Below are 22,389 nucleotides of genomic sequence, written 5' to 3' on the forward strand. Positions count from 1 at the left end.
TGTGCTACCGTTCGACTTGCATGTGTTAGGCCTGCCGCCAGCGTTCAATCTGAGCCATGATCAAACTCTTCAATTTAAGTTTGATGCTCGTGAATTAAACTTCGTAATGAATTACGTATGTTCACTCAGAGACTTGGTATTCATTTTTCGTCTTGCGACGTTAAGAATCCGTATCTTCGAGTGCCCACACAGATTGTCTGATAAATTGTTAAAGAGCAGTTGCGACGCGCTTTAGCGCTCTGTCGCGAGGTGGCGTATATTACGCTTTCCTCTTTCAGAGTCAACCCTCATTTTCAGGTTTTTCTCTTCAACCGAACCGGCTGTTTGTGTGAAGTGATTCACATCCGCCGTGTCGATGGAGGCGCATTATAGGGAGTCGACTCAGGAAGACAAGCGGAAAAATGCATTTTTGTTTCAACCGCTCACCTTTTGCCCATAACGCTTACTTTTGCTGCTTTTTTATCGCCATTGGCAGGTCTGCCAGACTATTTATGACCAAATCTGCCGCATTTTCTGCTTCCGGTGTGACGGGTTTGCCTGTTCGCACCAATACCTTCGTGCCAACATTCGCAGCTGCTGCCGCCTGCATATCTTCAATTTTGTCGCCTACCATATAAGAAGCGGCCATATCGATGTGCAAGAAGTCTCGGGCGGAGATAAACATGCCAGGATGCGGTTTACGACAGTCGCAGACCTGACGATACTCTTCCACGGTACCCTGTGGGTGATGCGGGCAGTAGTAGATGCCATCCAGCTCAACATCGCGATCGGCCAGCGACCAGTCCATCCATTCGGTCAACGTTTCAAACTGCGCCTCAGTAAATTTACCACGCGCGATACCAGACTGGTTCGTCACAATAATGAGCGCGTAACCCATCTTTTTAAGTTCACGCATGGCATCAATAACGCCGTCGATAAACTCAAACTCATCGATCTCATGTACATAACCGTGGTCCACATTAATGGTACCGTCACGGTCGAGAAAAATTGCGGGTACAGACTTTGCCACCTTTTATAGCTCCTGAATAAGGCATGTGGCTCTAGTATCGCATGTTTCAGCGGGCAAGAAAGTGCTCATCGCGCAAAGCCTGATTGATTTAGACGTCTGGATGCCTTAACATCCATCTTGTTGACGGCTTCGACCGTACCTGACAGACGAAAATGCCACGGCTAACTTAATTACGATAATAAATAACCAATGATTAAACTTTCGAATATCACCAAAGTGTTCCAGCAGGGGACTCGCACCATTCAGGCGTTAAATAACGTCAGCCTGCATGTTCCTGCCGGGCAGATTTATGGCGTTATTGGCGCCTCCGGTGCCGGTAAAAGTACGCTCATCCGCTGCGTTAACTTACTTGAACGCCCAACCGAAGGCAGCGTTCAGGTCGGCGGTCAGGAACTCACGACGCTTTCTGAGTCAGAGCTGACCAAAGCTCGCCGTCAAATCGGCATGATTTTCCAACACTTTAACCTGCTCTCTTCCCGCACCGTGTTTGGCAACGTCGCGCTGCCGCTGGAACTGGATAACACGCCAAAAGAAGAGATCAAACGCCGTGTAACAGAACTGTTGGATTTGGTTGGTCTTGGTGACAAGCACGATAGCTACCCGGCCAATCTTTCCGGTGGACAAAAACAGCGCGTGGCGATCGCCCGTGCGCTGGCAAGCAATCCCAAAGTGCTGCTGTGTGATGAAGCCACCAGCGCACTCGATCCGGCAACGACCCGCTCGATTCTGGAATTATTGAAAGACATTAACCGTCGTCTGGGACTTACCATTCTGCTGATTACCCACGAGATGGACGTTGTAAAACGTATTTGTGACTGCGTGGCAGTCATCAGTAATGGTGAACTGATTGAGCAAGACACCGTCAGCGAAGTGTTCTCACACCCGAAAACGCCGCTGGCACAGAAATTTATTCAGTCCACGCTGCACCTGGATATCCCGGAAGATTACCTGGAACGGTTAAAAGCCGAGCCAGAAGCAGACAGTGTGCCAATGCTGCGCATGGAATTCACCGGTCATTCGGTCGATGCGCCGCTACTTTCTGAGACGGCCCGTCGCTTTAACGTTAATAACAACATTATTAGCGCGCAGATGGATTACGCCGGCGGTGTGAAATTCGGCATCATGCTGACTGAAATGCACGGCACACAGGAAGATACACAAGCAGCCATCAACTGGTTGCAGGAACACCATGTAAAAGTAGAGGTACTGGGTTATGTCTGAGCCGATGATGTGGCTGCTGGTTCGCGGCGTATGGGAAACGCTGGCAATGACCTTTGTGTCCGGTTTTTTTGGTTTTGTAATCGGTCTGCCGGTTGGCGTGTTGCTGTACGTAACGCGTCCGGGGCAAATCATTGAGAACGCGAAGCTCTACCGTACGCTCTCTGCGCTGGTGAACATTTTCCGTTCCATCCCGTTCATCATCTTATTGGTGTGGATGATTCCGTTCACCCGCATGATCGTAGGCACCTCTATCGGACTGCAGGCCGCTATCGTCCCGCTGACCGTCGGCGCCGCACCGTTTATCGCCCGTATGATGGAAAACGCGCTGCTCGAAATCCCGACCGGGCTAATAGAAGCCTCTCGTGCGATGGGCGCCACGCCGCTGCAAATTGTACGTAAGGTATTACTGCCAGAAGCGCTGCCAGGACTGGTCAATGCGGCCACCATCACCCTTATCACGCTGGTTGGTTACTCCGCGATGGGTGGCGCCGTTGGTGCCGGTGGTCTTGGGCAGATTGGCTATCAGTACGGTTACATTGGCTACAACGCTACCGTAATGAATACAGTGCTGGTATTGCTCGTCGTTCTGGTTTATTTAATTCAGTTATCCGGCGATCGCATCGTCCGGGCTGTCACGCACAAATAACGTTGCACACAACACTAAAAACTCATTAAGAAAAGGAAATAAGCATGGCGTTCAAATTCAAAACCTTTGCGGCAGTTGGAGCCCTGATCGGTTCTCTGGCACTTGTGGGTTGCGGTCAGGATGAAAAAGATCCTAATCACATCAAAGTGGGCGTTATTGTTGGCGCAGAGCAGCAGGTTGCAGAAGTCGCGCAGAAAGTAGCTAAAGAAAAATACGGTCTGGACGTTGAGCTGGTCACGTTTAACGATTACGTTCTGCCTAACGAAGCGCTGAGCAAAGGCGATATCGATGCTAACGCCTTCCAGCACAAACCGTACCTGGATCAGCAGATCAAAGATCGCGGTTACAAGCTGGTTGCTGTAGGCAATACTTTTGTTTACCCGATTGCGGGCTATTCCAAAAAAATCAAATCACTGGATGAGCTGCAGGACGGTTCACAGGTCGCGATTCCAAACGACCCGACTAACCTTGGCCGTTCCTTGCTGCTGCTGCAAAAAGTGGGCTTAATCAAGCTGAAAGACGGTGTTGGCCTGCTGCCGACCGCGCTGGACGTGATTGAAAACCCGAAAAACCTGAAGCTGGTTGAACTGGAAGCGCCGCAGCTGCCGCGTTCTCTGGACGATGCTCAAATCGCACTGGCGGTCATCAACACCACCTACGCCAGCCAGATCGGCCTGACCCCGGCAAAAGACGGTATCTTTGTTGAAGATAAAGATTCTCCGTACGTAAACCTGATCGTGACTCGTGAAGACAACAAAGATGCTGAGAACGTGAAGAAATTCGTTCAGGCATACCAGTCTGATGAAGTGTACGAAGCAGCAAACAAAGTCTTCAACGGCGGTGCTGTTAAGGGCTGGTAATTTTAGGCTGTTTACAGAATATGTAATATCATCAGGACGGGCGCTTGCCCGTCTTGTCATTTATGCAAGCACCTGATTCAATATCTGACGTTTAGATCATTCATTGAGGAAATATTATGCGTGCTTTACCGATCTGTTTAGTAGCACTCTTGCTGAGCGGCTGTTCTATGTTAAGCAGATCCCCTGTTGAACCCGTTCAAAGCACCGCAACCCCGCCGAAAGCGGAGCCGGAAAAACCGAAAGCACCGCGCGCGACGCCGGTAAGAATCATTACTAACGCTGAAGATTTAGTAGGCAAGCCGTTCCGCGATCTTGGCGAAGTTAGCGGTGAATCCTGCCAGGCATCCAACCAGGATTCCCCTCCGAGCATTCCAACCGCGCGCAAACGCATGCAGATTAACGCATCAAAAATGAAAGCTAATGCGGTATTGCTGCACAGTTGCGAAGTGACCAGTGGAACGCCGGGTTGCTATCGTCAGGCGGTTTGCATCGGTTCTGCACTGAACATTTCGGCGAAATGAGCCATTTTCAGTTCGAGCAAATAGGCGTTATCCGCTCACCATATAAAGAAAAGTTCGCCGTTCCACGCCAGCCAGGTCTGGTGAAAAGCGCCTGCGGTGAACTGCATTTGCTCGCACCTTATAACCAGGCCGATGCTATTCGCGGCCTGGAAGCCTTCAGTCATTTGTGGGTGATTTTTGTTTTTCACCAGACAATGGAAGGTGGATGGCGTCCGACCGTGCGCCCTCCCCGTCTTGGTGGCAACGCCAGAATGGGTGTCTTTGCCACACGTTCAACGTTTCGTCCTAACCCTGTTGGCATGTCGTTGGTTGAGCTGCGGGGCATCCGCTGCCATAAAGAGCACGTAATCCTCGAACTCGGTGGACTGGACCTTGTTGACGGAACGCCAGTAGTGGATATTAAGCCGTATCTGCCGTTTGCCGAATCGCTGCCTGATGCTCGTGCCAGCTATGCCCAGGACGCACCTCAGGCCAGCGTCGAGGTGACGTTCAGTGAAGATCTCGCTGAGCAGCTACTGAAGCTCGAACAACGTTACCCGCGTCTTCGTCAGTTTATTACCGAAGTGCTGGCGCAGGATCCGCGTCCTGCCTACCGTAAAAATGAGGAAGAAGGCAAAACCTACGCCGTCTGGCTGCTGGACTTTAACGTCCGCTGGCGCGTCACACCGTCAGGATTTGAGGTCTTTGCTCTGGAGGCCCGCTAATTTGCGTCGCGTACTCTTTTGACATCCCTTTCTCGCTGGTAAACTAAACCACTTTTGTTTTGTGCCAGGCTCGTTTTGAGCCTGTTCGATCGTTCAACTGGAACCGTAACAACATGCGTACTAGCCAATATCTGCTCTCCACTCTGAAGGAGACACCTGCCGACGCCGAAGTCATCAGCCACCAGCTGATGCTGCGCGCCGGGATGATCCGCAAGCTGGCCTCCGGGTTATATACCTGGCTGCCGACCGGCGTGCGCGTCCTGAAAAAAGTCGAAAATATCGTGCGTGAAGAGATGAACAACGCCGGTGCGATCGAGGTGTTGATGCCGGTCGTTCAGCCTTCTGAACTGTGGGAAGAGAGTGGCCGTTGGGAACAATACGGCCCGGAACTGCTGCGTATTGCTGACCGTGGCGATCGTTCGTTCGTCCTCGGCCCAACGCATGAAGAAGTGATCACCGACCTGATCCGTAACGAGCTGAGCTCTTACAAACAGCTGCCGCTGAACTTCTATCAGATCCAGACCAAATTCCGTGACGAAGTCCGTCCGCGCTTCGGCGTGATGCGTTCCCGCGAATTCCTGATGAAAGATGCCTACTCTTTCCACACCTCTCAGGAATCCCTGCAGGAAACCTACGATGCGATGTACGCTGCGTACAGCAAAATTTTCAGCCGTATGGGGCTGGATTTCCGTGCAGTACAAGCGGATACCGGTTCTATTGGCGGCAGCGCCTCTCACGAATTCCAGGTCCTGGCACAGAGCGGCGAAGACGATGTGATCTTCTCCGACTCCTCCGATTATGCGGCGAACATCGAATTCGCCGAAGCCGTTGCGCCGAAAGAGCCGCGCGCAGCAGCAACTCAGGAAATGACGCTGGTTGATACTCCGAACGCCAAAACCATCGCCGAACTAGTTGAGCAGTTCAACCTGCCTATCGAAAAAACCGTGAAAACCCTGCTGGTGAAAGCGGTTGAAGGCAGCAGCTACCCGCTGGTCGCCCTGCTGGTTCGTGGCGATCACGAGCTGAACGAAGTCAAAGCGGAAAAACTGCCGCAGGTTGCCAGCCCGCTGACCTTTGCCACCGAAGAAGAAATTCGTGCGTTGGTAAAAGCAGGTCCAGGCTCGCTCGGTCCGGTGAATATGCCGATTCCGGTGGTTATCGACCGTACCGTTGCAGTAATGAGCGATTTCGCTGCCGGTGCCAACATCGACGGTAAACACTATTTCGGTATCAACTGGGATCGCGACGTAGTCACCCCGGAAGTTGCAGACATCCGTAACGTGGTCGCCGGCGACCCGAGCCCGGACGGCAAAGGTACGCTGATGATCAAACGCGGTATCGAAGTCGGCCACATCTTCCAGTTGGGTACCAAGTACTCTGAAGCGATGAAAGCCGCCGTACAGGGCGAAGATGGTCGTAACCAGATCCTGACCATGGGTTGCTACGGTATCGGGGTCACTCGCGTGGTTGCTGCTGCTATCGAACAGAACTATGACGATCGCGGCATCGTATGGCCAGACGCCATTGCCCCGTTCCAGGTCGCGATTTTGCCGATGAACATGCACAAGTCCTACCGCGTGCAGGAACTGGCTGAAAAACTGTACGCTGAGCTGCGCGCTCAGGGCATTGAAGTGCTGATGGACGACCGTAAAGAGCGTCCGGGCGTGATGTTTGCCGATATGGAACTGATCGGTATTCCACACACTATCGTGCTGGGCGACCGTAACCTCGACAACGACGATATCGAATACAAATACCGTCGTAACGGCGAGAAAGAGCTGATTAAAACCGGCGACATCGTCGACTTCCTGGTCAAAGCCATTAAAGGCTAATACCAACAAAAAGGCCCTGATTATCAGGGCCTTTTTTCTATCGATTAATTACACGCTTTACCGGGGATAAATTTCGCGTCTTTATCCGCCATCAACGTTTTCACTTTCTCACCCGTATCCGGGTTTGACTCCAGCGTGAAATGCGCCTCAAGCGTCAGCAATACGGACTGTCCGTTTTCTGCACGCGCAGCTAAATAGTCACGTTCAAGCTGAGCATTATTCGCCACCGGCATCCGTTTACCCGTTGCGCAGTCGGTAAAGATTGCCGCGTCAGCCATATAGAAATACATGCCTCGCATCGGCATTGGCGTCACCGGTAAGCTGGCGGAAACTGGCTGGAGCGTGTAGTTAAACTGTGACTCAATCGGGTTACCTTCACGATCGAGCATTTCCAGCGCCTCGCCTTTAGCCCGGTAGTACGACTTTTCACCTTTGCTGTCGGTCAGCACCAGCTTGTCGGCAGTGCGCGCCCATGTGCCATAAGAGGCAAACGAAGACGGTTCATCCCGCACGCCCTGATAACGTTCGTTCATCACCCATGTACCGTCTTTTTCCAGAAACAGAGAGGTTTCAATCCCTTCACAGTCCGCGCAAGGTAAGATGCCACGCCAGCTTTGCTGCATCGGTTTTAATTCTGCCGCCCGCGTCGGCTGTAGTACTTCAACTTCAGTACGGTTATTACAGCCGATCAAGGAAAAAAGCGTGCATGCAGCGACTACGGACAATATTGCTGTTTTCACTATCAATTCCTTATAAATTTTTATTCCCGCTCGTCAGTCTTGCGTTCGACGAACTCTCCCACGCAGTGCTTTCACTGTGGATTTTTGCGCCTTCGATGACAACCTGCGCTCTTTCGAGGCGCGTGTAGGGCGAGTTGCCTGTCGGCTTTTTTGCACTGCGGTTAATTCTTTTATCACCGCTACCAGCCGGGAGATTGCCGCTTCCCGATTAAGTTCCTGGCTACGGTATTCCTGCGCCTTAATGATAATAACGCCATCACCGCTAATCAGATGATGGCTGGCGGCAAGCAAACGTTCCTTGTAATACTCTGGCAGGCCAGAGGCCCGAATGTCAAAGCGCAAATGGATAGCCGTCGAGGTCTTGTTAACGTGCTGACCGCCCGCGCCCTGCGCCCGAATCGCCGTGATTTCCAGCTCATTATCAGGGATAGAGACGTTTCGGGAGATAACAATCATGAACGCGGCTGCCACGCGGTCAGATGAATTTCCAGATTGTTCTGAGAGTCAGACAGCCAGATAGCACCGTCCTGGATAGTTGCCTGCAGCGCCATTGTACGACCTGCAAAATCACTCAGTTGCGCCAGTTGTTCATCATCCAGATACCACACGGTCAGATTTTTAAACTGCGCGCACTTGTTCTGATTTTGCTGCCACCAGATCTGAGCCGCACGGCTGTTGTAAGCAAACAGGGCAACCTCTCCAGACTGGGTACAGGCTTTTTTAATACGGCGCTCATCCGGCAGACCCAGCTCAATCCAGAGATCGATACCCAGATGGTCGTTACGCAGCCATGCTTCAGGCTCGTCTTCCGCACTCAGACCACGCGTGAATTGCAGCCGTTCATCGGCATATTTGATCCAGGCCAGCAGGCGCAACATCATGCGCTCCTGGGTTTCAGAGGGGTGACGCGCCAGCGTCAAGGCCGCGTCAAGGAACTGGTTGCGGTCAAGATCCGCTACGTTGACGACGGCTTTATAAATTGTCGCTTTAAGCGCCATGAGAGAACTCCTTTCGAATCAGGCGCACATTGTAGCGAAAACTGCGGCAAAAGGCTGCTAACTGCTCCTCTATCAAGGCGCTGATATTGCTTGAATGAGTATGGTATAGTCACCTTGCTAAACAGAGTTTATCTTCGTAGGCTTAGACTTGCATCCACGGTTAAGTCAGAGTGCTGACAGGAGGGCATGTGGAAAAATATTGTGAGTTAATACGCAAGCGGTACGCGGAAATCGCCAGCGGAGACTTAGGGTATATCCCGGATGCGCTGGGTTGCGTATTGAAGGTGCTTAATGAAGTGGCGGCAGACAGCGCCCTTCCAGAGTCGGTCAGGGAAAAAGCGGCGTATGCTGCCGCGAACTTACTGGTGAGCGATTATGTCAATGAATGAAACGTATCAACCCATCAACTGCGATGATTACGACAATCTTGAACTCGCCTGCCAGCACCATTTGTTACTGACGCTGGCGCTAAAAGATGGCGAAGTTTTGCAGGCGAAAGCGAACGACCTGGTTTCACGCAAAAACGTGGAGTATCTCGTCGCAGATGTCGCAGGTGAAACCCGGGAGCTTCGTCTCGACAAAATTGCCAGCTTCAGTCACCCGCAGATCGGTACCGTGGTGGTCAGCGAATCTTAACTTTTTTTCGCCTTATCCGGCCTACTTTCCATGGAAACGTAGGCCTGATAAGCGCAGCGCCATCAGGCATGCCATACCAGACTTACGCCTTCTTCACCTTCCGCCGTCCCCTCACGCGTCACGAAAACACCCGCAGCCGCAATCAACGTTTCGCCGTAAAACAGCAGCGGTGTGGTATCTCGTCGCCAGGGCGGGATCCCCTGCTCCTGCCAGATTTTTTTTAATTTCCGTCCGCCGTTACGCCCGACAATATGCAATAACCCTGGCGCTTTAAAACGGATACTGACGACTTCATCCGCTTGCGGCAAGCGCAAATCACCCGCAGAGATTAACTGAACCGAACCCAATCCGGCAGGCAGCGTCAACGGTGTTTTCCACTCTAACCACGGGATAATAGTTTCGCTTTGCCCATCGACTGACTTCACCCACCACAGCTGTGACTGATAACGACGGACCTCGAACTCCCCGAGGCGAAAACTTGGTGACGCGTCTTCCCGCGCCAGCGCCACTTCCTGCCAGATACGTTCCAGCCCATCACGGGAAGGCATCGGCGCATTTAACCCCGCCAGCCAGCGACGAAGCAGCGCGGCACGACGCACGCCGCTCATCATCATTAATGGCGTCAGTAACAGTGTTCCGCGGGATGTGATGCAATCGGCTAAATCGCTGGCCAGCAGTTCATCCAATAAACTCTCCTGCTCAGCGCACAGCGCAGCGCTGCGGGCAACGGCTTGCGCGAAGTGCGGCCAGCGCTGTTGGAGCAATGGGGTAACGCGCAATCTGAGGAAATTGCGATCGTAGGTATCATCCTGATTACTTTCATCTTCAATCCAGCATAATTCATGCTGCCGTGCCCATGCTTCAAGCGCCTCTCGCGTTTGCGCCAGCAGCGGTCGAATCAGCTGGGTTCCGGCAAACGGAGAGCTTTCCCCCATGGCGGAAAGTCCGGCAGGACCACTGCCGCGTTTAAGCGCCAGCAGAAACGTTTCACACTGGTCATCGAGATGCTGTGCGGTCATCAGCACCTCGCCCGGTAGTAAGGTCTGCGCAAACGCCTGATAGCGCGCGCGTCGCGCCTGGGCTTCGATGCCCAGACCATCATCCTCAAGGTGTACCCGCTCAACCACCAGCGACACCTGCCACTGCGCGCATACCGACTCACAGTGCTGTACCCAACTGTCTGCGTGTGGGCTTAATCCGTGATGAATGTGGATTGCGCGTAAAGCAACATCAGGATGCAGCGCTCGCCACTGCACCAACTGATGCAGCAATACGGTGGAATCCAGCCCGCCGCTAAAGGCGACCAGAATCGATTGAGAATTCAGCAGCGAAGTGTTCAGCGTGAGTGTCGTCATGATGGTTACTTACAATGGCATTGCCCGGCACGTTACCGGGCTAACGCCACAATGACAAGCCTTACAGCTCGTACAGTTCGAGGGGTAATCCGTCCGGATCGTTAAAAAACGTAAAACGTTTGCCGGTAAACGGATCGATTCGTACCGGCTCGCATTTCACATCATGGCTTTCCAGATGAATTATCGCCTTTTCCACGTCATCTACGCTGAACGCCAGATGACGCAAACCACAGGCTTCCGGTCGGCTCGGACGGCAAGGTGGAAACGGGAAAGAAAAAAGCTCAATCACATACTGGCCGTTCAATGCCAGATCGCCTTTCCACGAGTCTCTCTCTTCCCGATAGGCTTCGCTCATCAGTGTAAAGCCAAGCACATCGCAGTAAAATGCCTTACTCGCCGCGTAGTCTGTCGCAATAATGGCAATATGGTGAACCTGTTTTAATCCCAGCATAGCGTCATCGCCTCTTTCATTTTTCTGTCAGAACGTTACTCGAACGTCTTGGGGTCAGGCAAGTCGTTATGCCATTTTTAAGACTCTCACGCGATACAGGCCATCCTCGCCCAGTTTAGCGCCATGGATATCGGTTTCAAATCCAGGGTAGCGCTGCCCTACCGAGCACAGCATCAGAAGAAAATCGAGGACAGCCCGGCTTTTGGCAGTGATCATTTCCCCGGGCATCAAAAGCGGCACGCCGGGAGGATAAGGCAGGATCATATTAGCAGAAACGCGCCCCACCAGTTGATCAAGTGCTACCGTTTCGACCTCACCTTTGATCTGCCGCTGCCAGGCCTGGTGCGGCGTCATTTTCATTTCCGGCAAGGTATCAAATGCCCGCAGCATCAACCCGGAGAGATCATGCTGGCGGATCAACTGATGGATCCCTTGCGCCAGATCCTGAATACGCATATTGCGATAGAAATCGGGACCTTCAGCATATAGATCCGGCAGCATATTTTTCACACGTAAATTCAGATCGTACGAGCGCTTAAATTCCGTCAGGCCACGTAGCAGCCCCATCGCCCGGGTTTTATCAATACCAATGCTGAACAGGAACAACAGGTTATACGGTCCCGTCTTCTCGACTACGACGCCGCGTTCATCAAGGAATTTCGCCACCAGCGCCGCGGGGATCCCCTCTTCGCTCATATTTCCCTGTTCATCCATTCCCGGCGTCAAAATCGTGACCTTCACCGGGTCAAGGAACATGTGGTCGGCATCAGCATCAACAAATCCGTGCCAGTCTTCACCTGGCGCTACCGGCCAGCACTCTGCTTCATCTACCTTTTCCGGCTGCCAGATATCAAAGAACCAACCATCCGACTCTTCACGCAGACGTTGCACTTCTTTACGGAAATGCAGCGCCCGTTCCACCGAACGATTGATTAACCGCTTGCCTGAATTGCCACGCAGCATTGCCGCCGCCGTTTCTATCGACGCCACTATCGGATAGCTCGGAGACGTAGAGGTGTGCATCATAAAGGCTTCGTTGAACGTGTCTTCATCATAGTCGCCCTTAATGTGGATCAGCGAAGCCTGTGACAACGCCGCCAGCATCTTGTGGGTAGACTGGGTTTCAAAAATCACCTTTCCCGGTACCCGTTCGCCGCTCATCCCGCTTTTCCCCTGATAGATCGGATGAAAATGGGTATACGGCACCCAGGCTGAATCAAAATGGATGGAGGGCACATCCAGCGTTTGTTTGATCCAGTTGGTGTTATACAACAGGCCATCATAGGTGGAGTTGGTGATCACCGCGTGGACCGGCCATTGCGCCTGATTGGTTTCCTCAACTTTGCGTTCAATGCTTGCGTGAGTAAATTCCCGACGGGGTATGCCGCCGAGGATCCCCAGCGCGTTACGCGTAGGCTTCAGCCAGATTGGCACCACATCACTCATCATCAGCAAATGCGCCAGTGACTTATGGCAGTTGCGGTCAATCAGGAGCGTACTGCCTGCAGGTGCAGCATACATACCGACAATCTTGTTCGATGTCGAGGTGCCGTTGGTCACCATATAGCTCTGCTCTGCACCAAAAGTACGCGCGATATACTCCTCCGCTTCCAGGTGCGGACCGGTATGATCAAGCAATGAGCCCAGTTCGGTTACGGAAATGGACACGTCGGCTTTCAGCGTATTGCCGCCAAAGAAATCATAGAACAGGCAGCCGACCGGACTTTTCTGGTACGCCGTTCCCGCCATGTGCCCAGGCGTGCAGAAGGTATACTTCCCTTCCTTCACATAGGTAAACAGCGCTTTGGTAAAAGGAGGCGTGATGTTATCGAGGTATTCGCTGGTGTACTGGCGGATACGGGTGGCAATGTCTTCAGACTGACCCAGCGCATACTCAAAAAACCACAGCGCCATGCGCAGGTCGTGCGCACTGACATCCATCGTCGAATGGGTATTAATAAAGGCGTAGAGCGGGAGATACTCGTTGAGCTGGTTGATGTCGCTGCACAGTTCCAGACTGTATTCATCCCAGTCAAAAATGACGCCGCAAATTCGCGGGTTATGTTCGATAAACTTCAGCAGATCGACGCTATTCTGCGGCCAGATAATCTGAAACCCCTGCTGCTGCAGCGCACGTTCAAGTTCCTTGATGGGCTCATCTTTATAAAAGACGCCATGCGGTCCCATGATGGCAATGATATTCATGCGTTCCTCCTGGAAAAACCTTAGTTAATCATAGCCTGGCCAAACCACAGGTAAAAAAAAGGGCCACAGCATTGTGGCCCTTTTCAGAATTAATGCAGTTTACGCGTAACCGTAGCTCATCAGACGCTGGTAACGACGGTTTTTCAGATCATCTTTGCTTAACACGTCGAGATCGGCGAGATCGGCCAGCAGCTGTGCCTTCAGGGACGCAGCCATTACTTCAGGGTTGCGGTGCGCGCCGCCCAGCGGTTCCGGGATGATAGAGTCAATCAGCTTCAGCTCTTTCAGACGCGGCGCGATAATTCCCATTGCTTCTGCGGCCAGCGGCGCTTTGTCGGCGCTTTTCCACAGAATGGAAGCACAACCTTCCGGGGAGATAACGGAATAGGTGCTGTATTGCAGCATATTCACTTTATCGCCTACGCCGATCGCCAGCGCGCCGCCGGAACCACCTTCACCGATAACGGTGCAGATTACCGGTACGCTCAGACGCGACATTTCACGCAGGTTGCGCGCAATCGCTTCTGACTGACCACGTTCTTCCGCGCCCACGCCCGGGTAAGCCCCTGGGGTGTCGATGAAGGTAATGATCGGCATGTTGAAGCGCTCGGCCATTTCCATCAGGCGCAGCGCTTTGCGATAGCCTTCCGGCGCTGGCATGCCGAAATTACGGCGAATCTTTTCTTTGGTCTCACGGCCTTTCTGATGACCAATGATCATCACCGGACGGCCATCCAGACGCGCGATACCGCCGACAATAGCTTTATCATCCGCATAGGCTCGATCGCCCGCCAGCTCATCAAATTCATCAAACGCCAGGCGGACATAATCCAGGGTGTACGGACGCTGTGGATGGCGCGCCAGTTGGGCTACCTGCCATGCGCCAAGATCGGCGAAGATTTTACGCGTCAGTTCTACGCTTTTTTCACGCAGACGATGCACTTCTTCATCGATGTTAATATCCAGTTTCTCATCCTGACGGCTAACCGCAGTCAAAGAATCGATTTTTGCTTCCAGCTCTGCAATCGGCTGTTCAAAATCAAGGAAATTCAGACTCATAGTATTCCTGTATTAGTCAAACTCCAGTTCCACCTGCTCCGAACCAATAAGGCCACGGAGATCGTTTAGCAAACGATCGCTCGGAGAGACACGCCACGTCGCGCCAAAACGCAACCGCGCACGTGCATCCGCCCTCTGATAGTAGAGATGTACTGGAATTGTCCCCGAGCGGTGGGGTTCCAGAGACTGACGGAGTCGGTTTAAAAGCTGGTCATCAATTTGCCTGTCCGTCAGCGAGATAGCAAGCCCGCGAGCATATTTTTCCCGGGCTTCGTCAATATCCATGACTTCACGGGCCATCATTTTAAGCCCGCCACTGAAGTCATCAAAGCTGACCTGTCCGCTGACGATAAGTATGCGGTCTTTTTCCAGCAATTGCTGGTATTTATCCAGAGCATCGGTAAACAACATAACCTCCAGACGTCCGGAACGGTCATCCAGTGTACAGATGCCGATACGATTGCCGCGCTTGGTGACCATTACCCGCGCAGCAATGACGAGCCCCGCAGCCGTGGTGACTTTACCACGTTCTGTCGGATGCATGTCTTTCAGCCTGTAGCCTCCGACATAGCGCTCAATTTCTTTTAAATACTGGTTGATGGGGTGTCCCGTCAGATAAAGCCCCAACGTTTCACGCTCACCGTCTAATACCACCTGCTCCGGCCACGGTTGGCAGCTGGCATAGGATTGTTCAATTTGCTCCGGTTCTTCCGCCAGCACGCCAAACATATCGGCCTGACCAATAGCTTCGGCTTTTGCATGCTGATCGGCGGCTTTTAGTGCGTCGTTGAGCGAATTCATCAACGCTGCACGATGCGGGCCAAGGCGATCAAACGCCCCGGACATGATTAGCTTTTCCAGCACCCGGCGGTTAAGTTTTTTGATATCCGTGCGCGCGCAGAGATCAAACAGCTCACGGAAGTAGCCGCCTTCGTTACGCGCCTCAATAATAGCTTCAATTGGCCCTTCACCCACGCCTTTTATCGCGCCGATGCCATAAACAATCTCGCCATCATCATTCACGTGAAAATGGTAAAGCCCGGAGTTGATATCCGGCGGCAGGATTTTGAGCCCCATGCGCCAGCATTCATCCACCAGTCCGACGACTTTCTCGGTGTTATCCATATCGGCGGTCATTACCGCCGCCATAAACTCGGCAGGATAATGCGCCTTCAGCCACAGAGTCTGGTAAGAAACCAGCGCATAGGCAGCGGAGTGCGATTTGTTAAATCCGTAACCGGCGAATTTCTCCACCAGGTCAAAGATTTTCATCGCCAGTTCGCCGTCTACGCCGCGCTTTTTCGCCCCTTCTTCAAAGGTGCCGCGCTGCTTGGCCATTTCTTCCGGCTTTTTCTTACCCATCGCACGACGCAGCATATCCGCGCCGCCAAGGGTATACCCGGACAACTCCTGGGCAATCTGCATAACCTGTTCCTGATACAGGATAATGCCGTAGGTCGGCTCCAGTACCGGTTTCAGACACTCATGCTGCCATTGTACATCCGGATAGGAAATCTCTTCGCGACCATGCTTACGGTCGATAAAGTTATCTACCATCCCCGACTGTAGCGGGCCAGGGCGGAACAGAGCCACCAGTGCGATCATATCTTCGAAGCAGTCAGGCTGCAGACGTTTGATGAGGTCTTTCATGCCGCGGGATTCAAGCTGGAAGACCGCCGTGGTCTCCGAGCGTTGCAGCATATCGAAGCTTTTCTTGTCATCCAGCGGGATAGCCGCAATATCCAGCGGTGGCTCACCGTTCTTTTCACGGCGCGCGTTGATCATTTCCAGCGCCCAGTTGATGATGGTGAGCGTACGCAGGCCGAGGAAGTCGAACTTCACAAGACCGGCATATTCCACATCGTTCTTATCAAACTGAGTAACCGGGTGCAGCCCCTGTTCATCGCAGTACAGCGGAGCAAAATCAGTAATTTTGGTCGGTGCGATAACCACACCACCGGCGTGCTTACCGGCGTTACGCGTGACGCCTTCCAGCTTACGCGCCATATCGATCAGCGCTTTAACCTCTTCATCTGCCTCATAAATTTCCGGCAGTTGGGGTTCGGCTTCAAAGGCTTTTGCCAGCGTCATGCCCGGATCGGGCGGCACCAGCTTCGAAATACGGTCAACGAAGCCGTACGGATGCCCCAGTACGCGGCCCACGTCGCGGATAACCGCTTTTGCAGCCATCGTACCGAAGGTAATAATCTGCGAAACCGCATCACGACCGTACATTTCCGCCACGTGCTCGATGACCTGGTCGCGTTTCTCCATACAGAAGTCAACGTCGAAGTCGGGCATTGAGACACGTTCCGGGTTAAGGAAACGTTCGAACAGCAGGTCAAATTCCAGCGGGTCGAGATCGGTAATTTTCAGCGCATAGGCAACAAGTGAGCCAGCACCGGAACCACGTCCCGGGCCTACCGGTACGCCGTTATCTTTCGACCACTGGATAAATTCCATAACGATCAGGAAGTAGCCCGGGAATCCCATCTGGTTGATAACTTTAAGTTCAACTTCCAGACGTTCATCGTAAGGTGGGCGCTTCTGCGCACGAACTTCAGGGTCAGGGAACAAAAATTCGAGACGTTCTTCCAGCCCTTCGCGTGATTTCGCCACAAGGAAATCTTCGGTGGTCATATCGCCGGTCGGGAACTGCGGCAGGAAATATTCGCCCAGACGCACCGTCACGTTGCAGCGTTTAGCTATCTCGACGGTGTTTTGCAGTGCTTCCGGAATATCGGAGAACAGCTCGCACATCTCATCTTCGCTGCGCATGTACTGCTGCGGCGAATAGTTACGCGGGCGTTTCGGGTCATCAAGGGTAAAGCCGTCGTGGATCGCTACGCGGATTTCATGCGCATCGAAATCTCCGGTTTCAAGGAAGCGGACATCGTTAGTCGCCACCACCGGTAGGCCACGCGTTTCGGCCAGTGCTACGGCTGCGTGCAGATAATTTTCTTCATCTTGCCTGCCGGTGCGAATCAGTTCGAGGAAATAGCAATTGGGAAAATGTTCTTCGTAAAACGCCACGCACTCGTCAACCAGTGCGTTATTGCCGCGCAGCAGACTTCGTCCGACATCGCCCATGCGACCGCCAGAGAGCAAAATCAAGCCTTCTTTTAACTCGACCAACCAGTCCCGGTCGATAACCGGTCCTTCTGCGCCATAGCCGCGCTGATAGGCTTTCGAAATCAACAACGTCAGGTTCTGATAGCCGGTATTATTTGCGGCCAGCACGGTAAGCTGCGTGAGTTCATCGCCCAACAGCTCACTGCGGACATGAAAATCTGCGCCAACTATCGGCTTGATACCCGCGCCATGGCCCGCTCCGTAAAACTTCACCAGACCACACAGGTTGGTAAAATCGGTGATCGCCAGCGCAGGCATGCCTAACGCGGCCGCCTTTTTTACCAGCGGTCCGGTTTTCGCCAGCCCATCGATCATGGAGTAGTCGCTGTGCACCCGTAGGTGGACGAAACGTGGTTCAGACATCTTCAGATTCCTTCGACACAAGAATCAGGACGAGAGTCCCAGTGCGCGTTTGACGGGGCCAAAGCTGCGGCGATGGTGCTCAGTCGCACCATGCAGTGCCAATTTTTCCAGATGAAATGCGGTTGGATAACCTTTGTGCTGTGCAAAACCATACTGTGGAAAAACCGTATCCAGCGCCGCCATTTCAGCGTCACGGGTCACTTTTGCCAGAATCGATGCGGCGCTAATCTCCGCCACGCGGCTATCACCTTTGACCACCGCCATCGACGGTACCGGTAATGCCGGGCAACGATTGCCGTCAATCAGCACGTATTCGGGCACAATATGCAGACCCGCAACCGCACGCTGCATGGCCAGCATGGTAGCATGCAAAATGTTCAGTTCGTCGATTTCATGCGGTTCCGCCCGACCCAGGCTCCAGCTTAACGCCTTTTCTTTAATTTCATCAAACAGCGCCAGGCGACGTTTTTCTGACAGTTTTTTTGAGTCGTTAAGACCGATAATAGGGCGAGCCGGATCCAGAATGACGGCAGCAGTGACGACCGCGCCGACCAAAGGGCCGCGTCCGACTTCATCCACACCCGCCACTAAATGCGTATGCGGATACACAAATTCAATCATTGCGCTAACTCCAGGACCGCATCCGCTGCCTGCTCATCAGCATTGCAACGGATCTGCTGGTGCAGTTCACGGAATGTGTCGTGCATCGCATGGCTGGTTTTACCCTTCGCCAGCAACGGCAACAGCGCTTGCGACAGCGCCTGCGGTTCACACTCTTCCTGCAACAGCTCTTTAACCAGTTCTCTTCCCGCCAACAGGTTAGGTAGCGAAACGTAATCAGTCTTCACCAGACGCTTCGCCAGCCAGAAGGTGAAGGGTTTCATACGGTAGCCAACCACCATCGGGCATTTTGCCAGCATACATTCCAGCGCGGCGGTACCTGAAGCCAGCAGTGCGGCGTCGCTGGCCACCATTGCTTCACGTCCCATACCATTGAGCAGATGTACGGAAAGCTCCGGTGCAACTTCCGCTTTAATGCGTTCAAACTGCTCGCGACGTTTGGCATTCACCAACGGCACCACCACTTCGAGATCCGGATAATGCTGGCGTAATAGCTGCGCCGTTTTCAGAAAATCGGCGCTGAGCATCTCCACTTCTGCACCACGGCTTCCTGGCAGTAGCGCCAGGCAGTGTGCGTCATGAGGAATGCCCAGAATATCACGTGCCGCGTTTTTATCCGGGTCCAACGGCATGGCATCCGCCATGGTATGACCTATAAAGCGGCACGGGACGTTAAATTTGTCATAAAACGCTTTTTCGAAAGGCAGAAAGGCCAGCACCATGTTGGTGGATCTGCCTATTTTGAAAACGCGTTTCTGTCGCCACGCCCAGACGGACGGACTGACATAATGAATGGTTTTAATGCCCTGTTTTTTCAAGTTCCCTTCGAGGGTAATGTTGAAATCAGGTGCATCAATGCCAACGAAAACATCCGGCTTTAAGTCGGTGAATCGGCGAGTGAGGTCGGCACGAATATGCAGTAAACGGCGCAGACGTCCGAGCACTTCAACAATGCCCATGACCGCCAGCTCTTCCATTTCGTACCAGGCTTCACAGCCTTCGGCCTGCATCAGCGGACCCGCCACACCAACAAAACGCGCATTGGGAACGCGAGCCTTGAGTGCACGGATTAACCCTGCACCAAGAATATCGCCGGAGGTTTCTCCGGCGACGAGGGCAATCGTTAAAGGACGCTGTTCAGTCATTAACGAATCAGGCCACGCGTTGAGCGCTCAAAGAAGTCGCTGAAAGCCTGAACTTCGGGGTACTGTTTCGCCAGTTCCGCGATTTCTGGTTTCACTTCTTCCAGCGTTTTACCACTACGGTACAACGCTTTGTAGGCGTTACGAATCGCGGTAATCGCTTCGCGGGTGAATCCACGACGCTTCAGACCTTCGATATTGACGCCAAACGGCGTCGCGTGGTTGCCCTGGGCGATAACGTACGGAGGCACGTCCTGGGCTACACCAGAACAGCCACCAACCATCACATGAGCACCGATGATGCAGAACTGATGCACCGCAGTCATGCCGCCGATGATAACAAAATCATCCAGCGAAACATGTCCGGCAAGCGTGGCGTTATTCGCCAGAATACAGCGGTTTCCTACCGTACAATCATGCGCGACGTGCGCATTAATCATCAGTAAGTTATCGCTGCCCACCTTCGTCACTCCACCGCCCTGCACTGTGCCACGATGAATGGTGACGCTTTCGCGGATGCGGTTGCGATCGCCAATTTCCACACGGGTCGGTTCGCCAGCATATTTAAGATCCTGGTTAACTTCACCGATGGAGGCAAACTGATAGATCTCGTTATCGCGACCAATTTTTGTATGGCCATTCACGACAACGTGAGACTTCAGTACGGTACCCTCACCAATTTCAACATGGGGTCCAACAATACAAAATGGGCCAATGTGAGCATTGACACCAATGCTGGCGCCCTCTTCTACAATGGCGGTCGGGTGAATAAAGGCGGATTTATCAATCACGTATCAGGCCTCCCGGCTACGGGCACACATCATCGTTGCTTCGCACACAACTTTACCGTCGACCAGCGCAACCCCTTTAAAACGGGTCAGGCCACGGCGCGTTTTCTCGAAAGTCACTTCCATGATCATCTGATCGCCAGGCACGACAGGACGCTTAAAGCGTGCTTCGTCAATACCCGCGAAATAATACAGTTCGCCTGGTTCCAGTTTTCCTACGCTTTTAAACGCAAGGATACCGGTAGCCTGTGCCATCGCTTCCAGAATCAATACGCCAGGGAAAATAGGTTTACCCGGGAAGTGGCCCTGAAAGAAAGGCTCGTTAACGGATACATTTTTCACTGCGCGCAGAAAACGACCTTCTTCAAAATCCAGCACGCGATCAACCAGCAGAAACGGAAAACGGTGCGGCAGAAGTTCTAAAATCTCTTCAATATGCAGAGTATGAGTGTTAGTAGTCAAAATACTCTTCCTGTCAAAATATACTAAAAGGCAATAATAACACGGCCTGTCGCAATCGTATGAATGGGACAGGCCGAAAAGTCAGACATGCAAAAACGGTGCTTTAGTCTTGTTGATTAACCTTGCGCTCAATCGCTTTGAGGCGCTTGCTCATATCATCAATATTCATCACCAGTGCAGCTGTTTTACGCCATACCTTATTGGGTTGTAGCGGAATGCCTGAGGAATAGACGCCAGGTTCGGTGATAGGACGCATCACCATACCCATGCCAGTCACCGTGACTTTGTCGCATATTTCCATATGCCCATTGATCACGCTGGCGCCGCCAATCATGCAGTAACGGCCAATCTTCAGGCTTCCCGCCATAATGACGCCACCGGCTACTGCCGTATTGTCGCCAATCACAACGTTATGCGCAATCTGGCACTGGTTATCAATGATAACACCATTGCCGATCACAGTATCGTCCAGAGCACCACGGTCAATGGTGGTACAAGCGCCGATCTCGACGCGATCGCCGATAATCACGCGACCAAGCTGCGGGATCTTTACCCAGTTACCGCGATCGTTCGCGTAACCAAATCCATCAGATCCAACGACAGTGCTTGACTGGATCAGGCAATTCTCACCGATCTGAATGTCGTGGTAAATCGTCACATTCGCCCACAAGCGTGAACCTGCACCGATTTTAGTATTTTTTCCGACGAAGCAGCCTGCGCCGATAACGACGTTATCACCCAGTTCTACGCCAGACTCAATGACCGCATTTGCGCCCACAGAGACATTATTACCCAGCTTCGCCGTTGCATCGATCACTGCACTCGGTGCAATGTTCTGTGCAGGCTGAGGCGTGGTATCTAAAATTTGCGCCATACGTGCATAGGTCAGGTAGGGATTCTTCACTACCAACGCGGCACTTTTAGCAAAAGGAAGATCGTCCTGCGTCATTACTACGGCAGAAGCCTGGCATACGCCTAAGTGTTCACGGTACTTAGGATTCACCATGAACGTGATATTGCCAGTTTGCGCAGATTGCATGGACGCTACGCCGGTGATGACGATATCGCCATCACCGTGTAATTCTGCATCCAACTGCTCTGCTAAATCAGCCAGTCGAATTGAAGGCATTACTTATTTAACCTGTTTCAGTACGTCAGCGGTGATGTCTTTTACATCGCTGCTGTTGTATGCAACGGTGTTTGCGTCAACGACCAGATCGATGCTCTGGCTGCTGGCAACAGATTTCACAGCAGTCTGGATACGAGTAACCAGTTTGCCACGTTCTTCGTTGGAGCGACGCGCACGATCCTGCTCAAAAGCCTGAGCTTTCTGAGAGAAAGTCTGGCGCTGAGCCATAACGTCTTTTTCCAGCTTGGTACGATCGCTACCTGCTTTCATTGATTGCAGACGCTGCATCTTAGATTGCAGATCGGATTCCATACGCTGCAGTTCGCTGGCACGGCCTTTGAACTCGTTTTCCAGCGTAGCAGAAACGCCTGTCTTCTGTGCAACCTGTTGGAACAGGCTACCCATGTTGACGATTGCAATTTTGTCAGCCGCTTGTGCGGACGTTGCCATCGCTAAACCGAGACCTGCAGCTAATAACCACTTTTTCACAATTAACTCCTTACCATCCCATTTGC

At 52.6% G+C, this 22,389-nt stretch carries 23 protein-coding genes and 1 rRNA gene (1 of these 24 running past the window's edge); 8 read left to right on the forward strand and 16 right to left on the reverse strand.

The window, feature by feature from the left end:
- Together OGX66_RS17230 and gmhB are read right to left on the reverse strand one after the other, a co-directional pair.
- A 16S ribosomal RNA gene (locus OGX66_RS17230) occupies positions 1–76 on the reverse strand (it extends 1,500 nt beyond the left edge of the window).
- Positions 77–442: 366 nt separating this feature from the next.
- The gene (gene gmhB, locus OGX66_RS17235; protein ID WP_003829138.1) at positions 443–1,009 is read right to left on the reverse strand and encodes a D-glycero-beta-D-manno-heptose 1,7-bisphosphate 7-phosphatase; all 567 of its coding nucleotides are present in this window, start codon (positions 1,007–1,009) and stop codon (positions 443–445) included.
- 189 nt (positions 1,010–1,198) lie between these two features.
- Between gmhB and metN the strand changes: the two genes are divergently transcribed.
- The 6 genes from metN to proS all read left to right on the forward strand — a co-directional run bounded on the left by metN (position 1,199) and on the right by proS (position 6,793).
- Positions 1,199–2,230, forward strand: a complete 1,032-nt coding sequence (metN, locus tag OGX66_RS17240; RefSeq protein ID WP_003018468.1) for a methionine ABC transporter ATP-binding protein MetN — start codon at positions 1,199–1,201, stop codon at positions 2,228–2,230.
- The gene (locus OGX66_RS17245; RefSeq protein WP_286511987.1) at positions 2,223–2,876 is read left to right on the forward strand and encodes a methionine ABC transporter permease MetI; all 654 of its coding nucleotides are present in this window, start codon (positions 2,223–2,225) and stop codon (positions 2,874–2,876) included. The genes metN and OGX66_RS17245 overlap by 8 nt, the downstream gene beginning before the upstream one ends.
- Positions 2,877–2,920: 44 nt before the next feature.
- Positions 2,921–3,736: a methionine ABC transporter substrate-binding lipoprotein MetQ gene (gene metQ, locus OGX66_RS17250; protein ID WP_003018474.1), complete on the forward strand. Its 816-nt coding sequence runs from the start codon at positions 2,921–2,923 to the stop codon at positions 3,734–3,736.
- A 116-nt stretch (positions 3,737–3,852) separates the two neighbouring features.
- Positions 3,853–4,257, forward strand: coding sequence for an envelope stress sensor lipoprotein RcsF (gene rcsF, locus OGX66_RS17255; RefSeq protein ID WP_003018477.1), 405 nt, complete (start codon positions 3,853–3,855; stop codon positions 4,255–4,257).
- Positions 4,254–4,961 (forward strand): tRNA (N6-threonylcarbamoyladenosine(37)-N6)-methyltransferase TrmO, encoded by a 708-nt coding sequence (gene tsaA / locus OGX66_RS17260; protein ID WP_044714949.1) that lies wholly within the window; start codon positions 4,254–4,256, stop codon positions 4,959–4,961. The genes rcsF and tsaA overlap by 4 nt, the downstream gene beginning before the upstream one ends.
- Before the next feature lie 113 nt (positions 4,962–5,074).
- Entirely contained in the window at positions 5,075–6,793 is a 1,719-nt protein-coding gene (proS, locus tag OGX66_RS17265) for a proline--tRNA ligase (RefSeq protein ID WP_016149584.1), read from the forward strand.
- A gap of 44 nt (positions 6,794–6,837) precedes the next feature.
- On the opposite strand, the gene nlpE is transcribed toward proS, so the two are convergent.
- From nlpE to OGX66_RS17280, 3 genes are read right to left on the reverse strand one after another with little or no spacing between them, the layout of a single operon-like run.
- Positions 6,838–7,536: an envelope stress response activation lipoprotein NlpE gene (nlpE, locus tag OGX66_RS17270; protein WP_085951559.1), complete on the reverse strand. Its 699-nt coding sequence runs from the start codon at positions 7,534–7,536 to the stop codon at positions 6,838–6,840.
- Positions 7,537–7,566: 30 nt separating this feature from the next.
- Positions 7,567–7,989: an alternative ribosome rescue aminoacyl-tRNA hydrolase ArfB gene (arfB, locus tag OGX66_RS17275; RefSeq protein WP_003018489.1), complete on the reverse strand. Its 423-nt coding sequence runs from the start codon at positions 7,987–7,989 to the stop codon at positions 7,567–7,569.
- Entirely contained in the window at positions 7,986–8,531 is a 546-nt protein-coding gene (locus OGX66_RS17280) for a YaeQ family protein (protein ID WP_003018497.1), read from the reverse strand. Before OGX66_RS17280 ends, arfB begins: the two co-directional genes overlap by 4 nt.
- A 188-nt stretch (positions 8,532–8,719) precedes the next feature.
- Here OGX66_RS17280 and OGX66_RS17285 point away from each other — a divergent pair, with 188 nt between their 5' ends.
- Positions 8,720–8,920, forward strand: a complete 201-nt coding sequence (locus tag OGX66_RS17285; protein WP_003018499.1) for a YaeP family protein — start codon at positions 8,720–8,722, stop codon at positions 8,918–8,920.
- On the forward strand, positions 8,907–9,167 hold the full coding sequence (rof, locus tag OGX66_RS17290; protein ID WP_003018503.1) for a Rho-binding antiterminator: 261 nt from the start codon (positions 8,907–8,909) through the stop codon (positions 9,165–9,167). Before OGX66_RS17285 ends, rof begins: the two co-directional genes overlap by 14 nt.
- 62 nt (positions 9,168–9,229) lie before the next feature.
- Here rof and tilS read toward each other — a convergent pair whose 3' ends face one another.
- From tilS to skp, 11 genes are all read right to left on the reverse strand, one after another.
- Entirely contained in the window at positions 9,230–10,522 is a 1,293-nt protein-coding gene (gene tilS / locus OGX66_RS17295; protein WP_088902714.1) for a tRNA lysidine(34) synthetase TilS, read from the reverse strand.
- A gap of 61 nt (positions 10,523–10,583) precedes the next feature.
- A complete protein-coding gene (locus tag OGX66_RS17300; protein ID WP_003018507.1) occupies positions 10,584–10,973 on the reverse strand; it encodes a VOC family protein in 390 nt (129 codons plus the stop codon).
- Positions 10,974–11,039: 66 nt separating this feature from the next.
- Positions 11,040–13,178: a lysine decarboxylase LdcC gene (ldcC, locus tag OGX66_RS17305; protein WP_270927881.1), complete on the reverse strand. Its 2,139-nt coding sequence runs from the start codon at positions 13,176–13,178 to the stop codon at positions 11,040–11,042.
- A 99-nt stretch (positions 13,179–13,277) separates the two neighbouring features.
- Positions 13,278–14,237 carry an acetyl-CoA carboxylase carboxyl transferase subunit alpha gene (accA, locus tag OGX66_RS17310; RefSeq protein ID WP_003018513.1) on the reverse strand — a complete coding sequence of 320 codons (960 nt, stop codon included), beginning with the start codon at positions 14,235–14,237 and terminating at the stop codon, positions 13,278–13,280.
- A gap of 12 nt (positions 14,238–14,249) precedes the next feature.
- A complete protein-coding gene (gene dnaE, locus OGX66_RS17315) occupies positions 14,250–17,732 on the reverse strand; it encodes a DNA polymerase III subunit alpha (protein WP_003018516.1) in 3,483 nt (1,160 codons plus the stop codon).
- Between the two features lie 24 nt (positions 17,733–17,756).
- Positions 17,757–18,353 (reverse strand): ribonuclease HII, encoded by a 597-nt coding sequence (rnhB, locus tag OGX66_RS17320; protein ID WP_003845817.1) that lies wholly within the window; start codon positions 18,351–18,353, stop codon positions 17,757–17,759.
- Complete coding sequence (gene lpxB / locus OGX66_RS17325; protein ID WP_003018522.1) at positions 18,350–19,498, reverse strand: lipid-A-disaccharide synthase; 1,149 nt, start codon at positions 19,496–19,498, stop codon at positions 18,350–18,352. The genes rnhB and lpxB overlap by 4 nt, the downstream gene beginning before the upstream one ends.
- Positions 19,498–20,286, reverse strand: a complete 789-nt coding sequence (lpxA, locus tag OGX66_RS17330; protein ID WP_138828205.1) for an acyl-ACP--UDP-N-acetylglucosamine O-acyltransferase — start codon at positions 20,284–20,286, stop codon at positions 19,498–19,500. Before lpxA ends, lpxB begins: the two co-directional genes overlap by 1 nt.
- A gap of 3 nt (positions 20,287–20,289) precedes the next feature.
- Positions 20,290–20,745: a 3-hydroxyacyl-ACP dehydratase FabZ gene (fabZ, locus tag OGX66_RS17335; RefSeq protein WP_003018528.1), complete on the reverse strand. Its 456-nt coding sequence runs from the start codon at positions 20,743–20,745 to the stop codon at positions 20,290–20,292.
- 103 nt (positions 20,746–20,848) lie between these two features.
- Entirely contained in the window at positions 20,849–21,874 is a 1,026-nt protein-coding gene (gene lpxD, locus OGX66_RS17340; protein ID WP_003018531.1) for a UDP-3-O-(3-hydroxymyristoyl)glucosamine N-acyltransferase, read from the reverse strand.
- A 3-nt stretch (positions 21,875–21,877) separates the two neighbouring features.
- Complete coding sequence (gene skp, locus OGX66_RS17345) at positions 21,878–22,363, reverse strand: molecular chaperone Skp (RefSeq protein WP_003018533.1); 486 nt, start codon at positions 22,361–22,363, stop codon at positions 21,878–21,880.
- Between the last annotated feature and the right edge of the window lie 26 nt (positions 22,364–22,389).

Origin of the sequence: Citrobacter sp. Cf072, assembly GCF_030334485.1 — a bacterium.
GTDB lineage: Bacteria > Pseudomonadota > Gammaproteobacteria > Enterobacterales > Enterobacteriaceae > Citrobacter > Citrobacter freundii.

What these genes read in the sequence shown, in the direction of transcription:
- metN (WP_003018468.1), top strand. Translation starts at nt 1,199, where the DNA reads ATGATTAAACTTTCGAATATCACCAAAGTGTTCCAGCAGGGGACTCGC.
- OGX66_RS17245 (WP_286511987.1), top strand. Translation starts at nt 2,223, where the DNA reads ATGTCTGAGCCGATGATGTGGCTGCTGGTTCGCGGCGTATGGGAAACG.
- metQ (WP_003018474.1), top strand. Translation starts at nt 2,921, where the DNA reads ATGGCGTTCAAATTCAAAACCTTTGCGGCAGTTGGAGCCCTGATCGGT.
- rcsF (WP_003018477.1), top strand. Translation starts at nt 3,853, where the DNA reads ATGCGTGCTTTACCGATCTGTTTAGTAGCACTCTTGCTGAGCGGCTGT.
- tsaA (WP_044714949.1), top strand. Translation starts at nt 4,254, where the DNA reads ATGAGCCATTTTCAGTTCGAGCAAATAGGCGTTATCCGCTCACCATAT.
- proS (WP_016149584.1), top strand. Translation starts at nt 5,075, where the DNA reads ATGCGTACTAGCCAATATCTGCTCTCCACTCTGAAGGAGACACCTGCC.
- arfB (WP_003018489.1), bottom strand. Translation starts at nt 7,989, where the DNA reads ATGATTGTTATCTCCCGAAACGTCTCTATCCCTGATAATGAGCTGGAA.
- OGX66_RS17280 (WP_003018497.1), bottom strand. Translation starts at nt 8,531, where the DNA reads ATGGCGCTTAAAGCGACAATTTATAAAGCCGTCGTCAACGTAGCGGAT.
- rof (WP_003018503.1), top strand. Translation starts at nt 8,907, where the DNA reads ATGTCAATGAATGAAACGTATCAACCCATCAACTGCGATGATTACGAC.
- tilS (WP_088902714.1), bottom strand. Translation starts at nt 10,522, where the DNA reads ATGACGACACTCACGCTGAACACTTCGCTGCTGAATTCTCAATCGATT.
- OGX66_RS17300 (WP_003018507.1), bottom strand. Translation starts at nt 10,973, where the DNA reads ATGCTGGGATTAAAACAGGTTCACCATATTGCCATTATTGCGACAGAC.
- ldcC (WP_270927881.1), bottom strand. Translation starts at nt 13,178, where the DNA reads ATGAATATCATTGCCATCATGGGACCGCATGGCGTCTTTTATAAAGAT.
- accA (WP_003018513.1), bottom strand. Translation starts at nt 14,237, where the DNA reads ATGAGTCTGAATTTCCTTGATTTTGAACAGCCGATTGCAGAGCTGGAA.
- dnaE (WP_003018516.1), bottom strand. Translation starts at nt 17,732, where the DNA reads ATGTCTGAACCACGTTTCGTCCACCTACGGGTGCACAGCGACTACTCC.
- rnhB (WP_003845817.1), bottom strand. Translation starts at nt 18,353, where the DNA reads ATGATTGAATTTGTGTATCCGCATACGCATTTAGTGGCGGGTGTGGAT.
- lpxB (WP_003018522.1), bottom strand. Translation starts at nt 19,498, where the DNA reads ATGACTGAACAGCGTCCTTTAACGATTGCCCTCGTCGCCGGAGAAACC.
- lpxD (WP_003018531.1), bottom strand. Translation starts at nt 21,874, where the DNA reads ATGCCTTCAATTCGACTGGCTGATTTAGCAGAGCAGTTGGATGCAGAA.